Annotated in this window: 20 protein-coding genes and 1 tRNA gene; 10 read left to right on the plus strand and 11 right to left on the minus strand. The window is 72.3% G+C overall.

Going from position 1 to position 20,437, the window contains the following annotated elements:
* Positions 1-66 precede the first annotated feature (66 nt).
* The 5 genes from ACIQFX_RS00735 to ACIQFX_RS00755 form a co-directional block, all read right to left on the minus strand.
* Entirely contained in the window at positions 67-951 is an 885-nt protein-coding gene (locus tag ACIQFX_RS00735) for a prohibitin family protein (protein ID WP_402457230.1), read from the minus strand.
* Positions 952-1,062: 111 nt separating this feature from the next.
* Positions 1,063-1,893, minus strand: coding sequence for an MBL fold metallo-hydrolase (locus ACIQFX_RS00740; RefSeq protein WP_402457233.1), 831 nt, complete (start codon positions 1,891-1,893; stop codon positions 1,063-1,065).
* Complete coding sequence (locus ACIQFX_RS00745) at positions 1,890-2,777, minus strand: NUDIX hydrolase (RefSeq protein ID WP_402457236.1); 888 nt, start codon at positions 2,775-2,777, stop codon at positions 1,890-1,892. The genes ACIQFX_RS00740 and ACIQFX_RS00745 overlap by 4 nt, the downstream gene beginning before the upstream one ends.
* Before the next feature lie 89 nt (positions 2,778-2,866).
* Positions 2,867-3,337, minus strand: a complete 471-nt coding sequence (locus ACIQFX_RS00750) for a RidA family protein (RefSeq protein ID WP_402457239.1) — start codon at positions 3,335-3,337, stop codon at positions 2,867-2,869.
* Complete coding sequence (locus ACIQFX_RS00755) at positions 3,334-3,492, minus strand: DUF4177 domain-containing protein (RefSeq protein WP_015034547.1); 159 nt, start codon at positions 3,490-3,492, stop codon at positions 3,334-3,336. The genes ACIQFX_RS00750 and ACIQFX_RS00755 overlap by 4 nt, the downstream gene beginning before the upstream one ends.
* A 192-nt stretch (positions 3,493-3,684) precedes the next feature.
* On the opposite strand from ACIQFX_RS00755, the gene ACIQFX_RS00760 reads away from it, so the two are divergent.
* Positions 3,685-4,647, plus strand: coding sequence for an ArsA family ATPase (locus tag ACIQFX_RS00760; protein ID WP_402457242.1), 963 nt, complete (start codon positions 3,685-3,687; stop codon positions 4,645-4,647).
* A gap of 164 nt (positions 4,648-4,811) precedes the next feature.
* Entirely contained in the window at positions 4,812-6,134 is a 1,323-nt protein-coding gene (locus tag ACIQFX_RS00765) for an ArsA family ATPase (protein ID WP_402458529.1), read from the plus strand.
* Positions 6,135-6,153: 19 nt separating this feature from the next.
* Here the strand turns inward: ACIQFX_RS00765 and ACIQFX_RS00770 are convergent, their stop codons facing one another.
* On the minus strand, positions 6,154-6,498 hold the full coding sequence (locus ACIQFX_RS00770; protein WP_030206027.1) for a WhiB family transcriptional regulator: 345 nt from the start codon (positions 6,496-6,498) through the stop codon (positions 6,154-6,156).
* Between the two features lie 416 nt (positions 6,499-6,914).
* Between ACIQFX_RS00770 and ACIQFX_RS00775 the strand changes: the two genes are divergently transcribed.
* The gene (locus ACIQFX_RS00775) at positions 6,915-9,155 is read left to right on the plus strand and encodes a transglycosylase domain-containing protein (RefSeq protein WP_402457245.1); all 2,241 of its coding nucleotides are present in this window, start codon (positions 6,915-6,917) and stop codon (positions 9,153-9,155) included.
* 164 nt (positions 9,156-9,319) lie between these two features.
* Here ACIQFX_RS00775 and ACIQFX_RS00780 read toward each other — a convergent pair whose 3' ends face one another.
* Positions 9,320-9,784 (minus strand): GatB/YqeY domain-containing protein, encoded by a 465-nt coding sequence (locus ACIQFX_RS00780; protein ID WP_402457248.1) that lies wholly within the window; start codon positions 9,782-9,784, stop codon positions 9,320-9,322.
* Between the two features lie 74 nt (positions 9,785-9,858).
* Here ACIQFX_RS00780 and ACIQFX_RS00785 point away from each other — a divergent pair, with 74 nt between their 5' ends.
* From ACIQFX_RS00785 to ACIQFX_RS00795, 3 genes are all read left to right on the plus strand, one after another.
* Positions 9,859-10,797, plus strand: a complete 939-nt coding sequence (locus ACIQFX_RS00785; protein WP_402457251.1) for a metallophosphoesterase — start codon at positions 9,859-9,861, stop codon at positions 10,795-10,797.
* A gap of 18 nt (positions 10,798-10,815) precedes the next feature.
* Positions 10,816-11,553: a Pr6Pr family membrane protein gene (locus ACIQFX_RS00790; protein WP_402457254.1), complete on the plus strand. Its 738-nt coding sequence runs from the start codon at positions 10,816-10,818 to the stop codon at positions 11,551-11,553.
* A gap of 38 nt (positions 11,554-11,591) precedes the next feature.
* Positions 11,592-11,665: transfer RNA gene (locus tag ACIQFX_RS00795), tRNA-Pro, on the plus strand.
* Positions 11,666-11,774: 109 nt separating this feature from the next.
* Here ACIQFX_RS00795 and ACIQFX_RS00800 read toward each other — a convergent pair.
* Positions 11,775-12,653, minus strand: a complete 879-nt coding sequence (locus ACIQFX_RS00800; RefSeq protein WP_402457258.1) for a glycosyltransferase family 2 protein — start codon at positions 12,651-12,653, stop codon at positions 11,775-11,777.
* Positions 12,654-12,881: 228 nt separating this feature from the next.
* Between ACIQFX_RS00800 and ACIQFX_RS00805 the strand changes: the two genes are divergently transcribed.
* Complete coding sequence (locus ACIQFX_RS00805; RefSeq protein WP_402457261.1) at positions 12,882-14,078, plus strand: protein kinase; 1,197 nt, start codon at positions 12,882-12,884, stop codon at positions 14,076-14,078.
* A gap of 67 nt (positions 14,079-14,145) precedes the next feature.
* Here ACIQFX_RS00805 and ACIQFX_RS00810 read toward each other — a convergent pair whose 3' ends face one another.
* A complete protein-coding gene (locus tag ACIQFX_RS00810) occupies positions 14,146-14,427 on the minus strand; it encodes a hypothetical protein (RefSeq protein ID WP_367823341.1) in 282 nt (93 codons plus the stop codon).
* Positions 14,428-14,581: 154 nt separating this feature from the next.
* Here ACIQFX_RS00810 and ACIQFX_RS00815 point away from each other — a divergent pair, with 154 nt between their 5' ends.
* Positions 14,582-16,423, plus strand: coding sequence for an alkyl/aryl-sulfatase (locus ACIQFX_RS00815; protein WP_402457266.1), 1,842 nt, complete (start codon positions 14,582-14,584; stop codon positions 16,421-16,423).
* Positions 16,424-16,453: 30 nt separating this feature from the next.
* On the opposite strand, the gene ACIQFX_RS00820 is transcribed toward ACIQFX_RS00815, so the two are convergent.
* Both ACIQFX_RS00820 and ACIQFX_RS00825 read right to left on the minus strand, forming a co-directional pair.
* Positions 16,454-17,461, minus strand: a complete 1,008-nt coding sequence (locus ACIQFX_RS00820; RefSeq protein ID WP_402457269.1) for a YdcF family protein — start codon at positions 17,459-17,461, stop codon at positions 16,454-16,456.
* A gap of 40 nt (positions 17,462-17,501) precedes the next feature.
* Positions 17,502-18,860, minus strand: a complete 1,359-nt coding sequence (locus ACIQFX_RS00825; RefSeq protein WP_402457272.1) for a tetratricopeptide repeat protein — start codon at positions 18,858-18,860, stop codon at positions 17,502-17,504.
* A 196-nt stretch (positions 18,861-19,056) separates the two neighbouring features.
* On the opposite strand from ACIQFX_RS00825, the gene ACIQFX_RS00830 reads away from it, so the two are divergent.
* Positions 19,057-20,094, plus strand: coding sequence for an Lrp/AsnC family transcriptional regulator (locus ACIQFX_RS00830; protein ID WP_402457275.1), 1,038 nt, complete (start codon positions 19,057-19,059; stop codon positions 20,092-20,094).
* Positions 20,095-20,136: 42 nt separating this feature from the next.
* On the plus strand, positions 20,137-20,427 hold the full coding sequence (locus ACIQFX_RS00835) for a DUF6191 domain-containing protein (RefSeq protein ID WP_376488440.1): 291 nt from the start codon (positions 20,137-20,139) through the stop codon (positions 20,425-20,427).
* Positions 20,428-20,437 lie beyond the last annotated feature (10 nt).

A 20,437-nucleotide genomic window follows, 5' to 3' on the forward strand; every position in this document is an offset into this window, starting at 1 on the left:
CGTACGCGGAAGGCCGCCCCGGTCCGAGGACCGGGGCGGCCTTTCACGTGTCCGCCGGGCGGGCGGTCAGCGCTTCGAACCGTCCACGATCACCGGGGTCGAGGTGCCGTCGCCGCAGGGCACCGCGTAGACGGCGTTCTTCGCGGCGGCCTCCTTGAAGGCGTCGATGCACTGGTTCATGAGGACCTTGTCGGTCAGCGAGTCGTTGAGGATCTTGTTGGCGCGGGCGATGCCCTCCGCCTCGATGCGGCGCCGGTCGGCCTCGGCCTTGGCCGTACGGGAGGCCTCGATCGCCCGCTCGGTGGCCTGCTGCTGCTGGATCTTGCGGTCGATCTGGCCCTGGAGGGCGTCCGAGGGCTTCACGTTGCGCAGGTTGACCGTGGTCACGACGATGCCGCGCGGGGCCAGGCGCTCCTTGATCAGGTCACCGATCTCGGCGTTGATCTTCTCGCGGTCGGAGGCGTACCCCTGCTCGCTCGAGTAGCGGGCGAAGACGTTGCGGACGATCTCTCGGCTGTCCGGGTAGACGAGCCGCTGCTGGATGGCGTCCTCGGTGCCCGCGAGCTTGTAGAGCTCGACGGCCTTGGACGGGACGACGGCCCACTTCACCGTCACCTCGGCGTACATGACACCGCCCTGGGAGGAGCGGACCTCGACCACGTCCTTGTCGGAGAGGTTGAGGTCGACCGGGCGGGTCGAGAACGTCGTGACGTTCGTGAACGGCGACTTCACGTGCATGCCCGAGGTCATGGGCGAGCCCACCTTGCCGAAGGCGACCGGCACGCCGACCTCGTACGCGCTGATCACGTACGTCATGCTCACGATCAGCGAGAAGACGCCGGCCAGGACCGCTCCGAGGGCGCCGAACTTCAGCCCGTTGGAGTCGTTGGCACGACCGACGAAGTAGAGCACCACTGCGGCGATGACCAGCAGGATGGCGATGACGAACACGGGCGTTCCCCCCGAAAGCTACGGCCAGAAGTAAGCGGAGCGTAAAACACGGGTCAAGAAGACCGAAGGGTCGGGGGCCCTCTCGGTTCAGGATCGTGACAACTCCGCCGCTCAGACCTGTCCGCGCTCCCTCAGGTACTCCAGCTGCGCCCGGACGGACAGCTCCGCCGCAGGCCACAGCGAACGGTCCACGTCCGCGTAGACGTGGGCGACGACCTCCGACGCCGTCCGCAGGCCGCCCGCGACCGCCGACTCGACCTGGGCCAGCCGGCCCGCCCGGTGCGCGAGGTAGAACTCCACGGCCCCCTGCGCGTCCTCCAGGACCGGCCCGTGCCCCGGCAGGACCGTGTGGACCCCGTCGTCGACGGTCAGCGAGCGCAGCCGCCGCAGCGAGTCCAGGTAGTCGCCGAGCCGCCCGTCCGGATGCGCGACCATCGTCGTCCCGCGCCCCAGGATCGTGTCGCCCGTCAGCACCGCCCGGTCGGCGGGCAGATGGAACGAGAGCGAGTCCGAGGTGTGCCCGGGCGTCGGGACGACCCGCAGCTCCAGACCGCCGACGGTCACCACGTCCCCCGCGCCGAGCCCCTCGTCGCCGAGCCTCAGCGCCGGGTCGAGGGCCCGTACGGCCGTCCCCGTCAGCTCGGCGAAGCGCCCGGCGCCCTCCGCGTGGTCCGGGTGGCCGTGGGTCAGCAGGGTCAGCCCGACCCGCTTGCCGAGCTTCTCGGCCGTGTCGACCACATGGCGGAGGTGGCCCTCGTCGAGCGGACCCGGGTCCACCACGACGGCGAGCTCCGAGCCGGGCTCCGAGAGGAGCCAGGTGTTGGTGCCGTCCAGCGTCATCGCGGACGGGTTCGGCGCCAGGACGTTCACGGCGCGGTCCGTCGCGGGCCCGGAGGCCACCAGACCGCGCGGCTGCCCCGGCAGCGCCGCCGCGTCGCTCATCGCCCGTCCCCCGTCGGAATGATCTTGGTGAACTCCTCGTGCCCCGGCCAGCTCAGCACCAGCTCGTCGCCCTCCAGACGGGCCCGGGCGAGCACCGGCGCCATGTCCTGGCCGCCCGCCGCCGCCGGCACCTCGGCCGCCGTGCCGTACCGCTCCAGGGCGCGCAGCGTCGAGATCGTCGGCGGCATCATCATCAGCTCGCCCCGGTCGTAGCCCGCCGCGGCCTCCGCCGGACGGATCCAGACCGTGCGGTCCGCCTCGCCGGAGACGTCCCGGGTGCGCTGCCCGGCCGGCAGCGCGGCCACGAAGAACCAGGTGTCGTACCGGCGCTGCTCGAACTCCGGCGTGATCCAGCGGGCCCACGCGCCCAGCAGGTCCGAGCGCAGGACGAGCCCGCGCCGGTCGAGGAAGTCGGCGAACGACAGCTCACGGGCGACCAGTGCCTCCCGGTCCCGCTCCCACTCCTCGCCGGTCGTGTCGCCGACCACCGTGTCCGCGGTCTCGCCGGCGAGCAGGACGCCCGCCTCCTCGAACGTCTCGCGCACGGCGGCGCAGACCACGGCCTGGGCCTGCGCGGCGTCGTCGAGGCCGAGCCGCCCGGCCCACTCCTCCAGCGGCGGGCCCGCCCAGCGGACCGGCTGCTCGTCGCGCGGGTCGACACCGCCGCCGGGGTAGGCGTACGCGCCGCCCGCGAAGGCCATCGAGGTGCGGCGGCGCAGCATGTGGACCTCGGGGCCCGCCGCGCCGTCCCGCAGGAGCATGACGGTGGCGGCACGCCGGGGCGTCACCGGGGTGAGCTCACCGGCGGCGAGGGCACGGATGCGGTCGGGCCATTCCGGCGGGTACCACTGACCGTTCGTCTGATTCGGCTGACCATTCGGCATGGCCGGATGCTATGCGCAAGCATCGGAATGCACGAGAGCCGGCTTCCCCGGAACGGGGAAACCGGCTCCACGCGGGTGCGTGCGGGTGATCAGGCCTCGACGAGCTCGACCTGGACCTCGACCTCGACCGGGGCGTCGAGCGGCAGCACGGCCACGCCGACGGCGCTGCGCGCGTGCACGCCCTTCTCGCCGAGCACGGCGCCGAGCAGCTCGCTGGCGCCGTTGACGACGCCCGGCTGGCCGGTGAAGTCGGCGGCGGAGGCGACGAAACCGACGACCTTCACGACGCGCTTGATGCGGTCGAGGTCACCGGCGACCGACTTCACGGCCGCGAGGGCGTTGAGCGCGCACGTGGCGGCGAGCTGCTTGGCCTCCTCGGCGGTGACCTCGTCGCCGACCTTGCCGGTCACCGACAGCTTGCCCGCCACCATCGGGAGCTGGCCCGAGGTGTAGACGTACACGCCCGACTGCACGGCCGGCTGGTACGCGGCCAGCGGGGGCACGACCTCCGGCAGGGTCAGGCCGAGCTCGGCGAGCCTCGCCTCGACGGCCCCGCTCACGACTTGGCCCGCTTCAGGTAGGCCACGAGCTGCTCGGGGTTGTTCGGCCCGGGCACGACCTGGACGAGCTCCCAGCCGTCCTCGCCCCAGGTGTCCAGAATCTGCTTGGTCGCGTGCACCAGAAGCGGCACCGTGACGTACTCCCACTTGGTCATGGGGCCGACTGTATCCGCTGCCGCGGGGCTGCCCTCCGAGGCGGCCCCCGCAGCCGCCCGACGGCTCCTCGCCGCATCCCTGCTCGTGCCCTCCGCCGCGCCCCTCCTCGTGTCCCCCGACACGTCCCCTAGGGAGCTTCTCCGGGGCGGTCCCCTGATTGGGCACGGCCGCCAGTGGTTAGGCTCGACAGCGTGAGCAGGCTCCAGGTCGTCAGCGGCAAGGGTGGTACCGGTAAGACGACGGTCGCCGCCGCCCTCGCCCTCGCCCTCGCGACGGAGGGGAAGCGAACCCTCCTCGTCGAGGTCGAAGGCAGACAGGGCATCGCACAGCTCTTCGAGACGGAGGCCCTTCCGTACGAGGAGCGCAAGATCGCCGTCGCGCCGGGCGGCGGCGAGGTGTACGCGCTGGCGATCGACGCCGAGCGCGCGCTCCTCGACTACCTCCAGATGTTCTACAAACTGGGCAGCGCGGGCCGGGCCCTGAAGAAGCTCGGCGCGATCGACTTCGCGACGACGATAGCCCCGGGCGTCCGGGACGTGCTGCTGACCGGCAAGGCCTGCGAGGCGGTCCGGCGGCGCGAGAAGCACGGCGGCCACACCTACGACCACGTCGTCATGGACGCCCCGCCCACCGGCCGCATCACCCGCTTCCTCAACGTCAACGACGAGGTCGCCGGCCTGGCCAGGATCGGCCCGATACACAACCAGGCGCAGGCCGTCATGCGGGTCCTCAAGTCCCCCGAGACGGCGGTCCACCTGGTGACCCTCCTGGAGGAGATGCCGGTCCAGGAGACCGCCGACGGCATCGCCGAGCTCCGCGCCGCCGAACTCCCGGTGGGGCGGGTCGTGGTGAACATGGTCCGCCCGCACGTCCTCGACGGCGCGGCCGTACGGGCCGCCTCCGGCGACCACCGGGACGCCATCGCACGGACCCTGGCCTCGGTCGGCGTCGCGGGCGGCGCGGGCCTGGTCGAGCCGCTCCTCGACGAGGCGGTCGAGCACGCCCGCCGGGTGGAGCTGGAGCGGGACCAGCGCGCCGTCCTGGACGGCATCGGGGTCCCGGCGTACGAACTCCCCTTCCTGGGGGACGGGGCGGACATCGCGGGGCTCTACCGGCTCGCGAAGGAACTGCGGAAGCAAGGGGTGGGCGCGTGACGCAGCAGGCAGCCACCGGCGGTCCCGACACAGTGCCCGCCGCGGACGCCCCCGACCGGACCGCCCCGGCGCCCGGCCCCGGCGCGGCCACCGCCGCGGACGGCCCCGGCGCGGCCACCGCCTCGGACGGTCCCACCCCGGCCGTCGCGAGCGGGCTCGATGCTGTGCCGGTGCTGGACCTGGATCCGCTGATCGACGACCGGGGCACCCGGATCATCGTCTGCTGCGGTGCCGGCGGGGTCGGCAAGACGACCACGGCGGCGGCGCTCGGCGTGCGGGCGGCGGAGCGCGGACGGCGGGTGGTGGTCCTCACCATCGACCCGGCCCGCCGACTCGCCCAGTCCATGGGCATCGACTCCCTCGACAACACCCCGCGCAAGGTCGACGGGATCAAGGGCTCCGACGGCGGCGAACTGCACGCGATGATGCTCGACATGAAGCGGACCTTCGACGAGATCGTCGAGGCGCACGCGGATCCCGAGCGGGCGCGGGCGATCCTGGGGAACCCCTTCTACCAGTCCCTGTCGGCCGGGTTCGCCGGTACGCAGGAGTACATGGCGATGGAGAAGCTGGGGCAGCTCCGGGCCCGCGACGAGTGGGACCTGATCGTCGTCGACACCCCGCCGTCCCGGTCCGCGCTGGACTTCCTCGACGCGCCGAAGCGCCTCGGGTCGTTCCTCGACGGGAAGTTCATCAAACTGCTGATGGCCCCGGCGAAGGTGGGCGGCCGGGCCGGGATGAAGTTCCTCAACGTCGGCATGTCGATGATGACGGGCACGCTCGGGAAGCTGCTCGGGGGTCAGTTCCTCAAGGACGTCCAGACGTTCGTGGCGGCGATGGACACGATGTTCGGCGGTTTCCGGACCCGCGCCGACGCCACGTACAAGCTGCTCCAGGCCCCGGGCACGGCGTTCCTCGTGGTCGCGACGCCGGAGCGGGACGCGCTGCGGGAGGCCGCGTACTTCGTGGAGCGGCTGGCCGCCGACGAGATGCCGCTGGCGGGCCTCGTGCTCAACCGCGTCCACGGCAGCGGCGCCGCCCGGCTCTCGGCCGAGCGGGCGCGGGCCGCCGCGGAAAATCTTGACGAGGGGCGCATTGTGGATCAGGGGGGCGGGAAGGCTGAACTGCGTGGCTCCCCGGCCACCGAGCCCGAGCCGTCCGACCTCGCCACCGCCGCCGCAATCCCCGTTCCACAGGCTGCCCCCACAGCCGAACCGGGCGCACAGCACGACGACGAAGCCGCAGACACCAGCACGGCCCCTGACACGGACGCCGACGTCCGTCATCTCACCGCGGGACTCCTGCGCCTGCATGCCGAGCGCATGCGGGTGCTCGCGCGTGAGCAGCGCACGCGCGACCGCTTCACCGCGCTCCACCCCGAGGTGGCGGTGGCCGAAGTGGCCGCCCTGCCCGGCGACGTGCACGACCTCGCCGGGCTGCGGGCCATCGGTGACCGGCTCACGGCCGGTCGAATGCCCTCGTCCTGAGGGGCGTACGGGTCGGGGTCTAGCCGACCGCCGCGTACGCCTCGTACGTCGCGTCGTCGTCCATCGCGACGGGCAGCAGGCCCGCGCCGCGCTCGTACTCCGTGCGCGCGGTCTCCAGGAGGCGGCGCCACGAGGTGACGGTCGGCCTCCTGCGCAGCAGGGCGCGGCGCTCGCGCTCCGTCATGCCGCCCCACACGCCGAACTCCACCCGGTTGTCCAGGGCGTCGGCGAGGCACTCGGTCCGCACCGGACATCCGGTGCACACCGCCTTTGCCCTGTTCTGTGCCGCTCCCTGCACGAATAGTTCATCCGGATCGGTAGTGCGGCAGGCCGCCTGCGCACTCCAGTCAGCTACCCAGCCCATACCGGCGCCGTCCTCTCCCGAATCGAGGCTCCCCCACGGCGACAGCGGCATATTCACCGCTGCCAGTTGGGACGTTACGGAAGGTGGGCACAGCGCAACACCCCCTTCGGGCCCAATCTTGGATGGCCCGAACGGACTATGCGTGCGCGTCAGATCACCCAGGGGAGTGATCGAAGGACATGCGTGTGATAGCGGACATACCGCACAGATACGCCCTTCCTCGACGGGACCACTCCGGGCACCGCGTGACGCATGAGACGCAATCGGACACGAGCTTCCCGTGTTTCGGGGTCACGGGAATTCATTCCGATGTCACGCATGGGTCTTGATGCGAGACCGCACTGCTGTGACAGTTGTGAGCAGCTTAGGCCAAGGCATATACGCGTGTCCGGCGAATGAGAACGTAGGCTGCCCCCATGGCAAAGAAGCGCTCGGGCGGTGGTCTGACCGGGACCCAGCAAGCCGCCAAGTTCCTCGGTGTCAGTGTGCTCTCCGGAGCCGTGCTGGCGGGCATCGCCCTGCCCGCGGCCGGCGCACTGGGACTCGCGGCGAAGGGCACGGTCGAGGGGTTCGACGAGATCCCCTCCAACCTGAAGACCCCGCCGCTGAGTCAGCGCACCACGATTCTCGACTCCGAGGGCGGACTCATCGCCACGGTGTACTCCCGGGACCGGAAGGTCGTCCCGCTGGAGCGGATCTCCCCGTACATGCAGAAGGCGATCGTCGCGATCGAGGACGGCCGCTTCTACGAGCACGGGGCGATCGACCTCAAGGGCGTGCTGCGCGCGATCAACCGCAACGCGCAGTCGGGCGGTGTCGCGCAGGGCGCGTCCACCCTCACCCAGCAGTACGTGAAGAACGTCTTCGTCGAGGAGGCCGGTGACGACCCCGAGAAGGTCGCCCAGGCCACCCAGCAGACCATCGGCCGCAAGGTCCGCGAGCTGAAGTTCGCGATCCAGGTCGAGGAGGAGCTGGGCAAGAAGAAGATCCTCGAGAACTACCTCAACATCACGTTCTTCGGGCAGCAGGCGTACGGCATCGAGGCCGCCTCCCAGCGGTACTTCTCGAAGCCGGCCGCCAACCTCACCCTGGGCGAGGCGGCGATGATGGCCGGCCTCGTCCAGTCGCCGAGCCGCTACGACCCGATCAACGACATCCAGGAAGCCACCAAGCGCCGCAACGTGGTCCTCCAGCGGATGGCCGACGTGAAGGACATCAGCCAGGCCGAGGCCGACGAGGCGAAGGCGGCGCCGCTGAAGCTGAAGGTGAAGACGCCGAAGAACGGCTGCATCACCGCCGTCGACGGCTCCGGCTTCTTCTGCGACTACGTCCGCAAGACGATCCTCAACGACCCCACCTTCGGCAAGACGGCCGAGGAGCGGCAGAAGCTGTGGAACCTGGGTGGTCTCACCATCAAGACCACGCTCGACCCGCGCGCCCAGGCCGCCGCCAACGAGGCCGCCATCGCGAAGATCAACAAGGACGACCAGGTCGCGGCCTCGGTCGTCCAGGTCAAGCCCGGCACCGGCAAGATCATCTCGATGGGCCAGTCCCGCCCGTACGGCCTGGACCAGAAGCAGCACCAGACCACGCTCAACCTCGCCGTCGGCAGCAAGATGGGCGGCACCACGTACGGCTTCCAGGTCGGCTCGACCTTCAAGCCGATCACCGCGGCCGCGGCCCTGGAGAAGGGCCTGAGCCCGGCCCAGGTCTTCGACACCCCCACCAAGATCAATATCCCGGAGACCGACTACACCCGCTGCGACGGCAAGCCCGCGGGTTACGGGAACTGGGAGGTGAACAACGAGATCGAGTCGGAGAAGGGCGCCTATGACATGACCAGCGCCCTCGGCAAGTCCATCAACACGTACTTCGCCAAGCTGGAGCAGATGGCCGGCCTGTGCGAGACGCTGACGATGGCGAAGCACGTCGGCTACGAGCGCGAGCTGGGCAAGCCCGTGAAGCAGAGCCCCTCCATCACGCTCGGCAGTATCGAGAGCACCCCGCTCGACATGGCGTCCGTCTACGCGACCTTCGCCAACCGGGGCATGTACTGCACCCCGGTCGTCATCGAGTCGATCAAGGCCGCCAACGGCGACAAGCTGAACGTGCCCCAGACGAAGTGCTCGCGCGCGATGTCGCAGCACACCGCCGACGTCATCAACCAGATGCTGAAGGGCGTCGTCGAGGACGGCACCGGCACCAAGGCCGGTCTGAGCGACCGCGACAACGCGGGCAAGACCGGTACCACCAACGACCGCAAGGACGCCTGGTTCGTGGGCTACACCCCGAACCTGTCCACCGCCGTCTGGGTCGGTGACGACGTCGGCGAGAAGAAGTCGATGTACGACATCACCATCGGCGGCGAGTACTACGAGAAGGTCTGCGGTGGCTGCCTCCCCGGCCCCATCTGGAAGATCGCGATGACGGGCGCGCTCGACGCCTCCGAGACCCCGGGCTTCAACACCGTCTCCGTGCCGCGGGCCGAGAAGCCCAAGGACCCGGAGAAGGAGGGCGACGAGGGCCCGAACAAGCCCCGCAAGCCGGCAGACGGCAAGCCGGGCGACACCGACCCGACCAACCCGTTCCCCGGCATCACGATCCCACCGGACATGCTGGGCGGCGGCGACGGTCGACCGGGCCGCGGCAACCGCTGACACCTCGACACGCGAGAGGGCGCCCCCACCTGGTGGGGGCGCCCTCTCGCGCATCGACCGCCGGATCGCGGCGGAGTCGGTCGCCGGATCGGCGCGGCGACCGTCTGATCTCAGCGGAGTCGACCGCCGGATCGGCGCGGATCAGCCCGCCGGATCGGCGCGGATCAGCCCGCGAGCAGCTTCTTGACGGAGGCGGCGACGCGGCCGCCCTCGGCCTGGCCGGCCACCTTCGGGTTCACGATCTTCATCACGGCGCCCATGGCGCGCGGGCCCTCGGCACCCGCCGCCTTCGCCTCCTCGACGGCCGCCGCGACGATCCCGTCGAGCTCCTCGTCGCTGAGCTGCTTCGGCAGGTAGGCGTCGAGCAGGACGCCCTCGGCCTTCTCCCGCTCGGCGGACTCGTGGCGGCCGCCCTGGGCGAAGGCCTCCGCGGCCTCGCGGCGCTTCTTCGCCTCCTTGGCGATCACCTTCTGCACCTCGTCGTCGGAGAGTTCGCGCTTGGTCTTGCCCGCGACCTCCTCCTTCGTGACGGCGGTGATGGTCAGCCGCAGCGTCGAGGAACGCAGTTCGTCGCGGTCCCTGATCGCGGCGTTGAGGTCGGCCTGGAGCTTCTCCTTGAGCGTGGTCATGGGGTCAAGTGTGGCAGGTGCACCGCCCCACCCGCCCGCGCATTTCCACCGCACGGGTCTGCGACGATGGGGGGATGCGCGCACGGTACGGGATTCCCCTGAAGGTCACGGCAGGTCTGACGGCGGCGGCCGCGGCCGGACTCGTCTACGCGGCCGGCTTCGAGGCCCGCTCGTTCCGGCTGCGCCGGGTGACGGTCCCGGTCCTCCCGCCCGGCATGCGCGACCTGCGGGTCCTCCAGGTCTCCGACATCCACATGGTGTGCGGCCAGCGCAAGAAGCGCGCCTGGCTCCAGTCCCTCGCGGGGCTCCGCCCCGACTTCGTCGTCAACACCGGCGACAACCTCTCCGACCCGGACGCGGTGCCGGAGGTCCTGGACGCGCTCGGCCCCCTGATGGAGTTCCCCGGCGTGTACGTCATGGGCTCCAACGACTACTACGGGCCGACGCCCCGCAACCCCGGCCGCTACCTGAAGGAGAAGGCCCAGGGCCGCCACGGGCTCAACGGCAACGGGCCCGTCGTCGGCGCCCGCCACAACCCGTGGGAGCCCATGCGGGACGGCTTCGACGCGGCCGGCTGGGTGGACCTCACCAACACCCGCGGCCTGCTGAAGCTGCCCGAGGCCGACGTGGCGTTCACCGGCCTCGACGACCCGCACATCAAGCGCGACCGCTACGAGCGGGTGGCCGGCGGCCCCGACGCCTCGGCCGACTTCACGGTGGGCGTCGTCCACGCCCCGTACCTGCGCTCGCTCGACGCCTTCACGGCCGACGGGTACGAGCTGATCCTCGCCGGGCACACCCACGGCGGACAGCTGTGCATCCCCTTCTACGGGGCGCTCGTCACCAACTGCGACCTCGACACGGACCGGGTGAAGGGGCTCTCCACGCACACGGTCGCCGACCGGACCTCGTACCTCCACGTCTCCGCGGGCTGCGGCGCCAGCCGGTACACCCCCGTCCGTTTCGCCTGCCCGCCCGAGGCCACGCTGCTCACCCTGACGGCGCGCGCCTGAGCCCCTACGGTGAGGGGCATGATCACGCCCCGCTCCGCGACCGTCCCGGCCGCCGCCGTCGCACCCCCCGCCCCGCGCAGGCCGTACGCGGCGGCGTTCCGGGCCCTGGTCGCCCTGTCGGCGCTGACGGGCCTGGTCGTCGAGTGCGTCCACGGGAACGTGTTCGTCGTCCTCAGCTTCTTCACGATCTGGTCCAACGTCCTGGTCGCCGTCGTCCTCGGCTGGGGCGCCACCCGCGCCTGGACCCGGCGCCCCCCGCTGCCCGCGCTGTGGACCGGCGGGGTCCTGCTCTGCATCGCGGCGGTCGGCCTCGTCTTCCACCTGGTCCTCGACAACCCGGCGAGCGAGTTCAACCAGGCCGCCGAGATCGCCCGCCTCGGCGGACCGCGGGCCGTCGCCAACCAGCTCCTCCACACCGTGACCCCCCTCGGCACGGCCCTCGACTTCCTCCTCCTCACCGCGCCGGGCGCCCTCCGCCTCCGCCACGCCGCCCAGTGGCTCGCCGTCCCCGGCCTCTACCTCGCGTTCGCCCTCGTCCGCGGCGCGCTCCTCTCCCCCGGCTCCGCCGCCCGCTACACGTACCCCTTCGTCGACGTCACCGTCCACGGCTACGCCGGCGTCCTCCTCAACGCCGTCGTGCTCGGCGCGGCCTTCTACCTCCTCGGCCTCGCCATCGTCGGCCTCGACCGCATCCGACCTGCACCGCCGTCCCCCGAATACCGGATTTCGTCTGAGCGCGCGCGTGGGCTAAAGTAAGCGATGTCGCCGCGACGTGGAGAACAGAGCAGCGACATCGGGGTGTAGCGCAGCTTGGCAGCGCGCTTCGTTCGGGACGAAGAGGTCGTGGGTTCAAATCCCGCCACCCCGACAGCCGTAACAGCAGGTGAGGCCGGTACTGATTCCAGTACCGGCCTCATCTGTTTCTGCTTTTTCCGGAGGGGCGGGCTTCCCCGGAGGGAGCCCGCCTCAGGGGTGGGTCAGATGATCGGGGGGCGGCCCAGGCGGGTCATGTGGAGGACGGTGGACCAGCGGATGGGGCGGCGGGGGCCGCAGGGGCGGCGGAGGCCTTCGGCGAAGCCGGCGAACCAGGCGGCGAGGCCGCGGGCGGAGCGGGTGCGGGCCAGGGTGAGGAGGGTCCAGACGGCGAGGTAGACGGGGACGAGGAGGGCCGGGAGGTTGCGCTTGGCGAGCCAGACGCGGTTGCGGGCGGTCATCCGGTGGTAGACGGCGTGGCGGGCCGGGCTGGTCCTGGGGTGCTGGAGGAGCAGCTCGGGCGCGTAGAGGACCTTCCAGCCGTCGTCGAGGGCCCGCCAGGCGAGGTCGGTCTCCTCGTGGGTGAAGAAGAACTCCTCGGGCCAGCCGCCGACGCGGTCGAGCATCCGCATCGACAGGCCGTGGCCGCCGCCGAGGAAGGTCGTCACCTCGCCGCCGCGCAGCGGGTCCTTGGCGCCGAGCCGGGGGACGTGCCGGCGCTGCGTCTCGCCGGTCTCGTCGGCGATGCGGAACGAGACGACGCCGAGGGCGGGGTCGGCCGCGTACAGGTCGGCGAGGCGGCGGAGGACGTCCGTGTCGACGAGGAGGCCGTCGTCGTCGAGGTCGACCACCACGTCCACGTCGCCGAACGCGCGCAGGGTCTCGATCGCGACGTTCCGGCCGCCCGACACACCGCGGTTCTCCGGCAGTTCGACGCCCGTCACGCCCTCGGGGAGCTCCGGCAGCGAGCCGGTGCCGTTGCCGACGACGACGATCCGGGCGGCCGGCTCGTCCTGCCGTGCCACGGCGTCGAGCAGCAGCCGCAGCTCGGCGGGGCGGGTGCCCATCGTCAGTACCGCCACACCCGTACGCGGTCGTGCCACGACCCACTCCGTCCCACACGCGTGAATACTCCGGGCCGCGATGCTAACCGCCGGGCGCCACCTCGCGTTCACCCGGCGTCCAGTGGGGCGCCGGCGGGCCGTCACGCCTGGCGGGTCGTCACGTCCGGGGGGCCGCGGGGAGGGGAGCGCCGCGAGGTGCCGGGGCGGGCGGCTCTACGCTTGTCCCCTTCCGTCAGGTTGATCGATCGTCGAAAGGGTGGTCTCCAGGTGCTGGTCGCGGACCGATATCGGCTTCACGTGTGTATCGGCCGGGGCGGCATGGGCGAGGTGTGGCAGGCCACCGACGAGGTGCTCGGGCGGGCCGTGGCCGTCAAGCTGATGCTGGCGCAAGGGACCGATCCGTCGGCCGCCGACCGGTTCCGCCTGGAGGCGCAGACCGCGGCGCGGCTGAGCCACCCGCACGTGGTGGGCGTCTTCGACTTCGGCACGTGGGACGGAAAGCTTTTCCTGGTCATGGAGTTGGTCGAGGGGGCCAGCCTCGCGGGAAGCCCGTCCGAACCGCTGCTGCTGCCCCCCGAGCGGGTCGCCGCGGTGGCCGCGCACGCCGCCGCCGGGCTCGCGGCCGCACACCGGCAGGGCGTGGTGCACCGGGACATCAAGCCCGGGAACCTGCTCGTCGACGCCGAGGGGACGGTGAAGCTGGCCGACTTCGGCATCGCGCGGTTCGTCGACGACCCTTCGGCGGCGCTCACGACGACGGGCCAGATCGTGGGCACGGGGCTGTACCTGGCACCGGAGCGGGCCCTCGGGCAGCCGGCCTCGCCCGCCTCCGACGTGTACTCGCTGGGCTGCGTGCTCTACCAACTGCTCACCGGCCGAACGCCGTTCCGGGCGGACACCGCGACGGCGCTGCTGTACCAGCACATCGACACCCCGCCGGTGCCGCCGACCCGGCTCGGCGCGGCGCTGCCGCCCGAGTTCGAGACGTACCTGCTGAGCCTGCTGGCCAAGCAGCCGGAGCAGCGGCCCTCGGCCCAGTCGATCGCGGACTGGTTCTCCTCCGGGGCGTGGCGGGCCTACCCGCAGCCCGCCCCGGCGGGCATGCCCCTGCAGACGCGGACGCCGGCACCGTCGCCGATGACCGCCTCGGCGCCGATGCCGGGGGCCGCCGTGCCCGCGCGCGGAGGCGTACCCATGCCGGGGGCCGCGCCGATGCCCGGGTCCGCGCCCGCGCACGGCTCCGCGCCCCGGTCGGCGCCCCGGTCCGCGCCGCGATCGGCACCCCGGTCCTCGACCGGTCCGATGGCCGCGCCCGCCGGTGCCTCGCGCAGGCGGGAGCGTCCGGGCGGCGCCGGCGCCGGGCTCGCCGAGCTGTCCAGACGGCGGCCGCGGAAGACGGCGGCGGTGGCCGGGGCCATCGCGTTCGTCGTCTTCCTGATCATCGGCATGGCCTGGCTCTCCTGAGCCGTGCCGGAACCGCAGCCGAGCCCGGGGCCTGCCGGTGCTCGGTGCTCGGTGCCCGGCTCTCGGTTCAGTACAACCGCGGGGCCATCACCTGCCCCTCTCCGTCCGCCGTGGCGAGGAGCAGGCAGCGCGGGACGCCGGGTCCCGGGGTCGCCCGGACCGTGACGGGGGTCGGCGGGTCGGTGGGGAGTTCGACGGGAACGGTGACGGGCCGGTCGTCCTTGGTGGTGGCGTAGCCGGTCTCCTTGCCGTCGACGAGGACCTCGACGACGGGGGTGTGACCGGTCTGGACGGTCGCGGAGACCGAGTGCCCGAGATAGTCGATGTGGAAGTGGTGGCGTGCCCTCATGGGCCACCTCCGTACCGCCGGAGTGGGACGAGTACCTCCAGAGTAGGTACGGTCCGGCGGTCCCGCCGCTCCGAAGTGCGGTCGTAGTGGCCCGGTGTTCAGATGGGTCGGTACGCCGAACCACCGGCCCGCGCGGAACGGAGCCCACGGACACATGAGCGACACCCTGCCCTCCTTCGAGGACACGACCGACTTCGAGAACGCCGACCGCGGATTCCTCGGCGCGCTCGTCCCAGGCGTCGTGACTGCCGACGACGGCCGTGTGATCTGGGACAACGACGCCTACGACTTCCTCAAGGCCGAGTGCCCGGACACCGCGCACCCCAGCCTGTGGCGGCAGGGGCGGCTCTGCGCGCGGCAGGGGCTGTACGAGGTCACCGAGGGGATCTACCAGGTCCGCGGCCTGGACATGTCGAACATGACGATCGTCGAGGGCGAGCGCGGGATCGTCGTCATCGACCCGCTGATCTCCGTGGAGACGGCGGCCGCCGCCCTCACCCTGTACAAGGAGCACCGCGGTGACCGGCCGGTCACCGGGGTGATCTACACGCACTCGCACGGCGACCACTTCGGCGGTGTCCGGGGCGTCCTCCCGCACGGCAGCGAGGAGGGCGTGCCGATCCTCGCCCCCGAGGGCTTCCTGGAGCACGCGGTCAGCGAGAACGTGTACGCGGGCAACGCGATGACCCGCCGGGCGAGCTACATGTACGGCGTGGGGCTCCCGAAGGCCCCGGACGGCCAGATCGGCGTGGGGCTCGGCCAGGGCGGCTCCACCGGCACCATCAGCCTGATCCCGCCGACCGTGGACATCACGGAGACGGGGCAGGAGGAGACGGTCGACGGCGTGCGGATCGTCTTCCAGCTCACGCCGGGCACCGAGGCGCCGGCCGAGATGAACTTCCTCTTCCCCGACCACCGCGCCCTGTGCCTGGCGGAGAACGCCACGCACAACATGCACAACGTGCTCACCCTGCGCGGTGCCGTCGTCCGCGACTCCCGGATCTGGGCGCGGTACCTGGACGAGGCGATCGAGTACTTCCACGGGCGGTACGACGTCGGCTTCGCCTCCCACCACTGGCCCACCTGGGGCCACGACAACGTGGTGGCGTTCCTCGCCGAGCAGCGCGACCTCTACGCGTACCTGCACGACCAGACCCTCCGCCTGCTGAACGCGGGGCACACCGGCGCCGAGATCGCCGAGCTGATCGAGCTGCCGCCCGCCCTGGAGAAGGCCTGGCACGCCCGCGGCTACTACGGCTCGCTCAGCCACAACAGCAAGGCGGTCTACCAGCGCTACCTCGGCTGGTACGACGGCAACCCGGCCCACCTCTGGGAGCAGCCGCCCGTGGAACTGGCGCGGCGGTACGTGGAGGTGGCCGGCGGGCCCGCCGACGCCCTCGCCAAGGCGCGGGCGTACGCCGAGGACGGCGACCTGCGGTTCGCCGCGACCCTCCTCAACCACCTGGTCTTCGCCGACCCGGGCGACGCGGAGGCGAAGGAGGTGCTCGCCGGGGTGTACCAGCGCCTCGGGTACGGCGCCGAGAACGCCACGTGGCGCAACTTCTACCTGCGCGGCGCCCAGGAGCTCCGCGAGGGCGTCGGGGGCGACATGGTCGACATGACCAACCCCGAGATGGCGATGGCGCTCACCGTCCCGATGCTGATCGACTCGGTGGCGATCGCGATCGACGGCCCGCGCGCCTGGGACGACGACCTGACGATCGACCTGGTCCTGCTCGACGGCCCCACGGGCGCGGGCGAGCGGCGGCGCCTCACCCTGCACAACGGGGTGCTGACGCACCGGGTGGTCGCCGCGCCCCGGACGCCCGCCGGACTCACCCTCACCCTCGGGGGGAAGGCACAGCTCCTCGGCCTCCTCGCGGGGCGGAGCCCCGAGGAGCTCGGGATCGGCGTGGAGGGCGACGCGGCGCTGCTCGCCCGCCTCTTCTCGTACGTGACGAAGCCCGACCCGCAGTTCCCGATCGTCACCCCGTGAGGAGGCCGTGATGGACCGGACGGGCCGCGCTCAGCTCACGACCCACGCCAGGAACCCCAGCAGGATCAAAGTGAGGCAGATCCCGAGGTTGACCACCTTGTACTGGAGGAAGACCGCGGCGAACTCGCGGATGGTCGCCGACGGCCAGAAGTAGGCGGCGGTCGGCGAGCCCACCACCTGGCCGTCCACGCCCGCCTTCCGGGCCGTCAGGGCGGCCCGGAAGGCGTGGAAGTCGTTGGTGACGATGACGCAGGAGGAGCCGGGGCGGTCCCGCTCCATCAGCTCCTTGCTGAGCAGCAGGTTCTCCTCGGTCGTGCGCGAGCGGTCCTCGCGCACGACCGCGTCGGCCGGGAAGCCGCGCTCGACGAGGTAGTCGGCCATCGCGTGGGACTCGGGCAGCTCCTCGTCGGGGCCCTGCCCGCCGGAGGTGATGAGGACGGGCGCGTCCCCGCCGCGCGCGGCCAGCATCTCGTACACCTGCCGTCCCCGGTCGAGGCGGCTCGCGAGGAGGGGCGGCACGCGGCGGCCGCCGATCAGTCCGGAGCCGAGGACCACGACGTAGTCGGCGTCGCGGCGGATCCGCATCCGGCCGTACAGGTGGGCGTAGCCGACGAAGCAGAGGAAGAGGAACGAGACGTAGGCCAGCACGAGCAGGGTGGTGCCGACGAGGACGCCGAGGACCGGTGAGCGGGTGACGGCCGCCGCGACGGCGAGGCCCATCACGGCGAACATGCCGACGCCGACGAGGAGCGCGAGCAGGTTGGCCGGGCGTCTGCCCTCCTTGCGGACCATCTGCACGCCGTTCGCGGTGAGCAGTCCGGCGAGGACGACCGGGCCCAGGCCGAGGGCGAGCAGGAAGACGATCATCACGGTCTCGGCGACGCCGGGCGGGGCGTCGTCGATGCCCGCGAGGAGCCCGAGGCCGAGGAAGGTGACGGCGAGGCCGAGGTACACGGCGTTGCCGAAGCGGCGCCGGTCGCGCCGGACACCGGCCCCGAAGAGCAGCAGGAACACGGCGGCCACGACGAAGGCGAGCATGCCGACATCGTAGGCACCGCGACCGGCGGCGGCCGGGACGCTAGACCTCGCCCGACAGCGCGAACAGGCCTCGCCGCGCGCCCTCTTCGTACGCGCTCCTCAGCTCGGGGTCGTCGAGCAGCGCCCGGAGGGCGGCCTCCCCGCGGGCGCGTGTCACCACGCAGTACTCCGCCGGCCGGTACGAGGAGTCGAAGACCGAGGTGCGCAACAGGTCGACCGCGCCGAGCAGATGGGCCGCCACGTCGTGCCGCCCGTCCATCGCCCTTATGTGGGCGAGGACTTCCGCCGCACAGGCCGCGCCGACGGTGGAGCCGAGCCGCAGGTGCTCGCGCAGGGCCCGCCGGGCGTACTCGGCGGCCCGCTCCCGGTCGCCGTCCCAGGCGACGAGTTCGGCCCGCACGTGGTACGCCCAGGCGTCGGCGAACAGGTCGCGGCCCACCCAGGCCCGGCGGCTCGCGCGGTCCTGGTCGCCCTGGTCCAGCGCCTCCTGCGCGGCCTCCGGGTCGGAGCGGCACAGGGAGAGCGCGAGGCCGACCCAGCACGCCTGGCGGGTCGGACCGAACTCCGGGTGCTCCCCCATCAGGGCCAGCGCGTCCCGGAATTCGGCCGCCGCCGCGCGCGTACGCCCCTGGTAGAGGGCGGTCGCGCCGCGCAGATGGGCCAGGAGCGCCAGGCAGCGGTCGTCACCGTCCCGCACGGCCGCCGCCCACGACTGGGCGAGGAGCGGGTCGGCGTCCTCGGGGCGGCCCGACTCCAGCTCCAGGAAGGCCGCGAGCCACAGGGCGCGGGCGGGCACCGGACCCGGGTGCAGGCTGAGGGCGTGCCGCAGCCGGGCGCGGCCCTCGGCGACCCGCCCGCAGGCCAGCCACAGGAACCACAGGGAGACGGCGACCTCGACGGCGGTGTCGGCCTCGGTGCTCGGCGACAGCGGCGCGGTGGTCGGGTCCATCGCGGCGGCCAGGTCGGGGAGTTCCCGCAGGGCGAGGTCCCTGGCGTCGAGCTGCCGGCCCCGCTGCCACCATTCGGCGGCCCGCCGCGCGCGCTTCACGCACCACCTGCGGTGGTGCAGGACGACCACCCAGCGGTCGCCGCGCGCGGTGAGCCGGCGGGCGCCGACGGCCCGCATGGGGTGCGGCATCCAGTAGCGGGGCAGGCCGTCCTCGCCGTCGAAGAGGTCGTCGACGGGGAGGAGCGCGAGGGGTGCCAGGCGGTCGAGGACCTCCTGGATCTCCGCGGCGGGCAGCGAGCCGGAGGCGCAGACCTCGCGGACGGCGTCCCGGCCGAAGGCGCCCTCGAAGACGGACAGCCGCTCCCACAGGAGCTGTTCGGCCGGTCCGGCGCTCGCGTAGCCTCGTTCAGCCGCGGCGAGCTGGTCAAGGCCGACCGGTTCACCCCACAAGATCTCGGTTTCCGCCGATTCCCCTGTCCACATGTGCCCAGCCCCCGTGTTCCTTCCCCGTCCCTCTCCTGTGACTCAGGACGGATTCAATGGAAATAAGCCACCGTCGCGGCTTGAATGCATTTGCCCCGGTCCACATCCTGGGGCTTCCCGCAGCCCGCACCCAGGGATTGGCCGGGATCGACCAAGGAGGTACATGGATACCGGGGAATCCGTCCTGGGAGAAGCGGATCTGTCGCTGATTCACGCACTCCAGATCGCCCCGCGCGCCAGCTGGACCCAGCTGGCGGGGGTTCTGGGGACGAGCCCCGACACCCTCGCCCGGCGCTGGGAGCACCTCAATTCCGGCGGCTACGCCTGGAACTCGCTCCTCGCGGCCCGGCTGGGCACGGACGCCACGCTGTACGCCTGGGTCGAGCTCGAGTGCGTCCCCGGCGACGCGGAGGCCACCGCGACCCAGGTCGCCGGCGACCCCTGCACCCTCGGCGTCCACCAGGTGACCGGCGAGGCCGACCTCGTCCTGCTCGTCGTCTGGCCCGACCTGTACGCGCTCGACGCCTACCTCGCGGACCGCATCCGCCGACTGCCCGGGGTGCTCCGGACCCGCACCCAGGTCGTCACACGGCTGCACAACCGCCCCTACCGGTCGCGGATCGAGCAGCTCCCCCCGTCGCAGGCCCAGTTGCTCGCCGACGCCGTGAACGGCGACCGGCGGCCCCGCTCCACGCACGCGCGCGCGTACCCGTGCGTGACGGAGCTCGACCGGCGGCTGGTCGCGGAACTGGCCGGGGACGCCCGCCGCAGCGCCGCCGAACTCGCCCGGCAGTGCGGCACCAGCGAGTCCACCGTGCGCCGCAGGCTGGAAGCCCTCACCAGCTCCGGCGTGCTCCACCAGCACTGCCAGGCGGCCCCCCGGTTCTCCGGGCGCCCGGTCTGGGCGATGGTCACGGCCGACGTCCCGCCCCTCGACGTGCCGGCGACCGTGGCGGCGCTGGCCCGGCTGCGGCAGACCCGCGTGATCACCTCGGTCACCGGGCCGCACAACCTGGCCCTCGCCATGTGGCTCCGCACCGTCGACGAACTGCACGACATCACGGCGGCCATGGTGCGGGCCGCCCCGGCGCTCCGCGTCGCGGGCACCTCGCTGTCGCTCCGCACCCACAAGATCGGCGCGCAGGTCCTCGGCCCCGACGGCCGCCGCACGCACCACGTGCGGCCCTACTGCGACCCCTGAGGGACGGCTGACAGACGGCCCGGGCCGTGTTCTGATGGCCGCATGGAGTTCGCCGTGTTCGTGACGCTGCCCGGCCTCGTCATCCTGCTGACCGTGATCGCCTTCGCCGATCAGCTGCTGCGCATGACCGGGCGCGGCAAGCGCACCGGCCAGGTCTCCTCGACCGGCTTCGAGCAGCTGCACGCCACCTTCTCGCAGGGCAAGCAGAACGAGCTCAAGGAGCGCCAGAGCTCCCTCGTGATGCGCGACGACGAGGAGGACGGCGCGCCGCCCCACCACTCCACGGTGGACCTGAAGGGCGGGCGCGCCGTCATCAGGCTCGGCGGGTCGTAGGAGCGTCCCC

Source organism: Streptomyces sp. NPDC093089 (assembly GCF_044754405.1).
Lineage (GTDB): Bacteria > Actinomycetota > Actinomycetes > Streptomycetales > Streptomycetaceae > Streptomyces.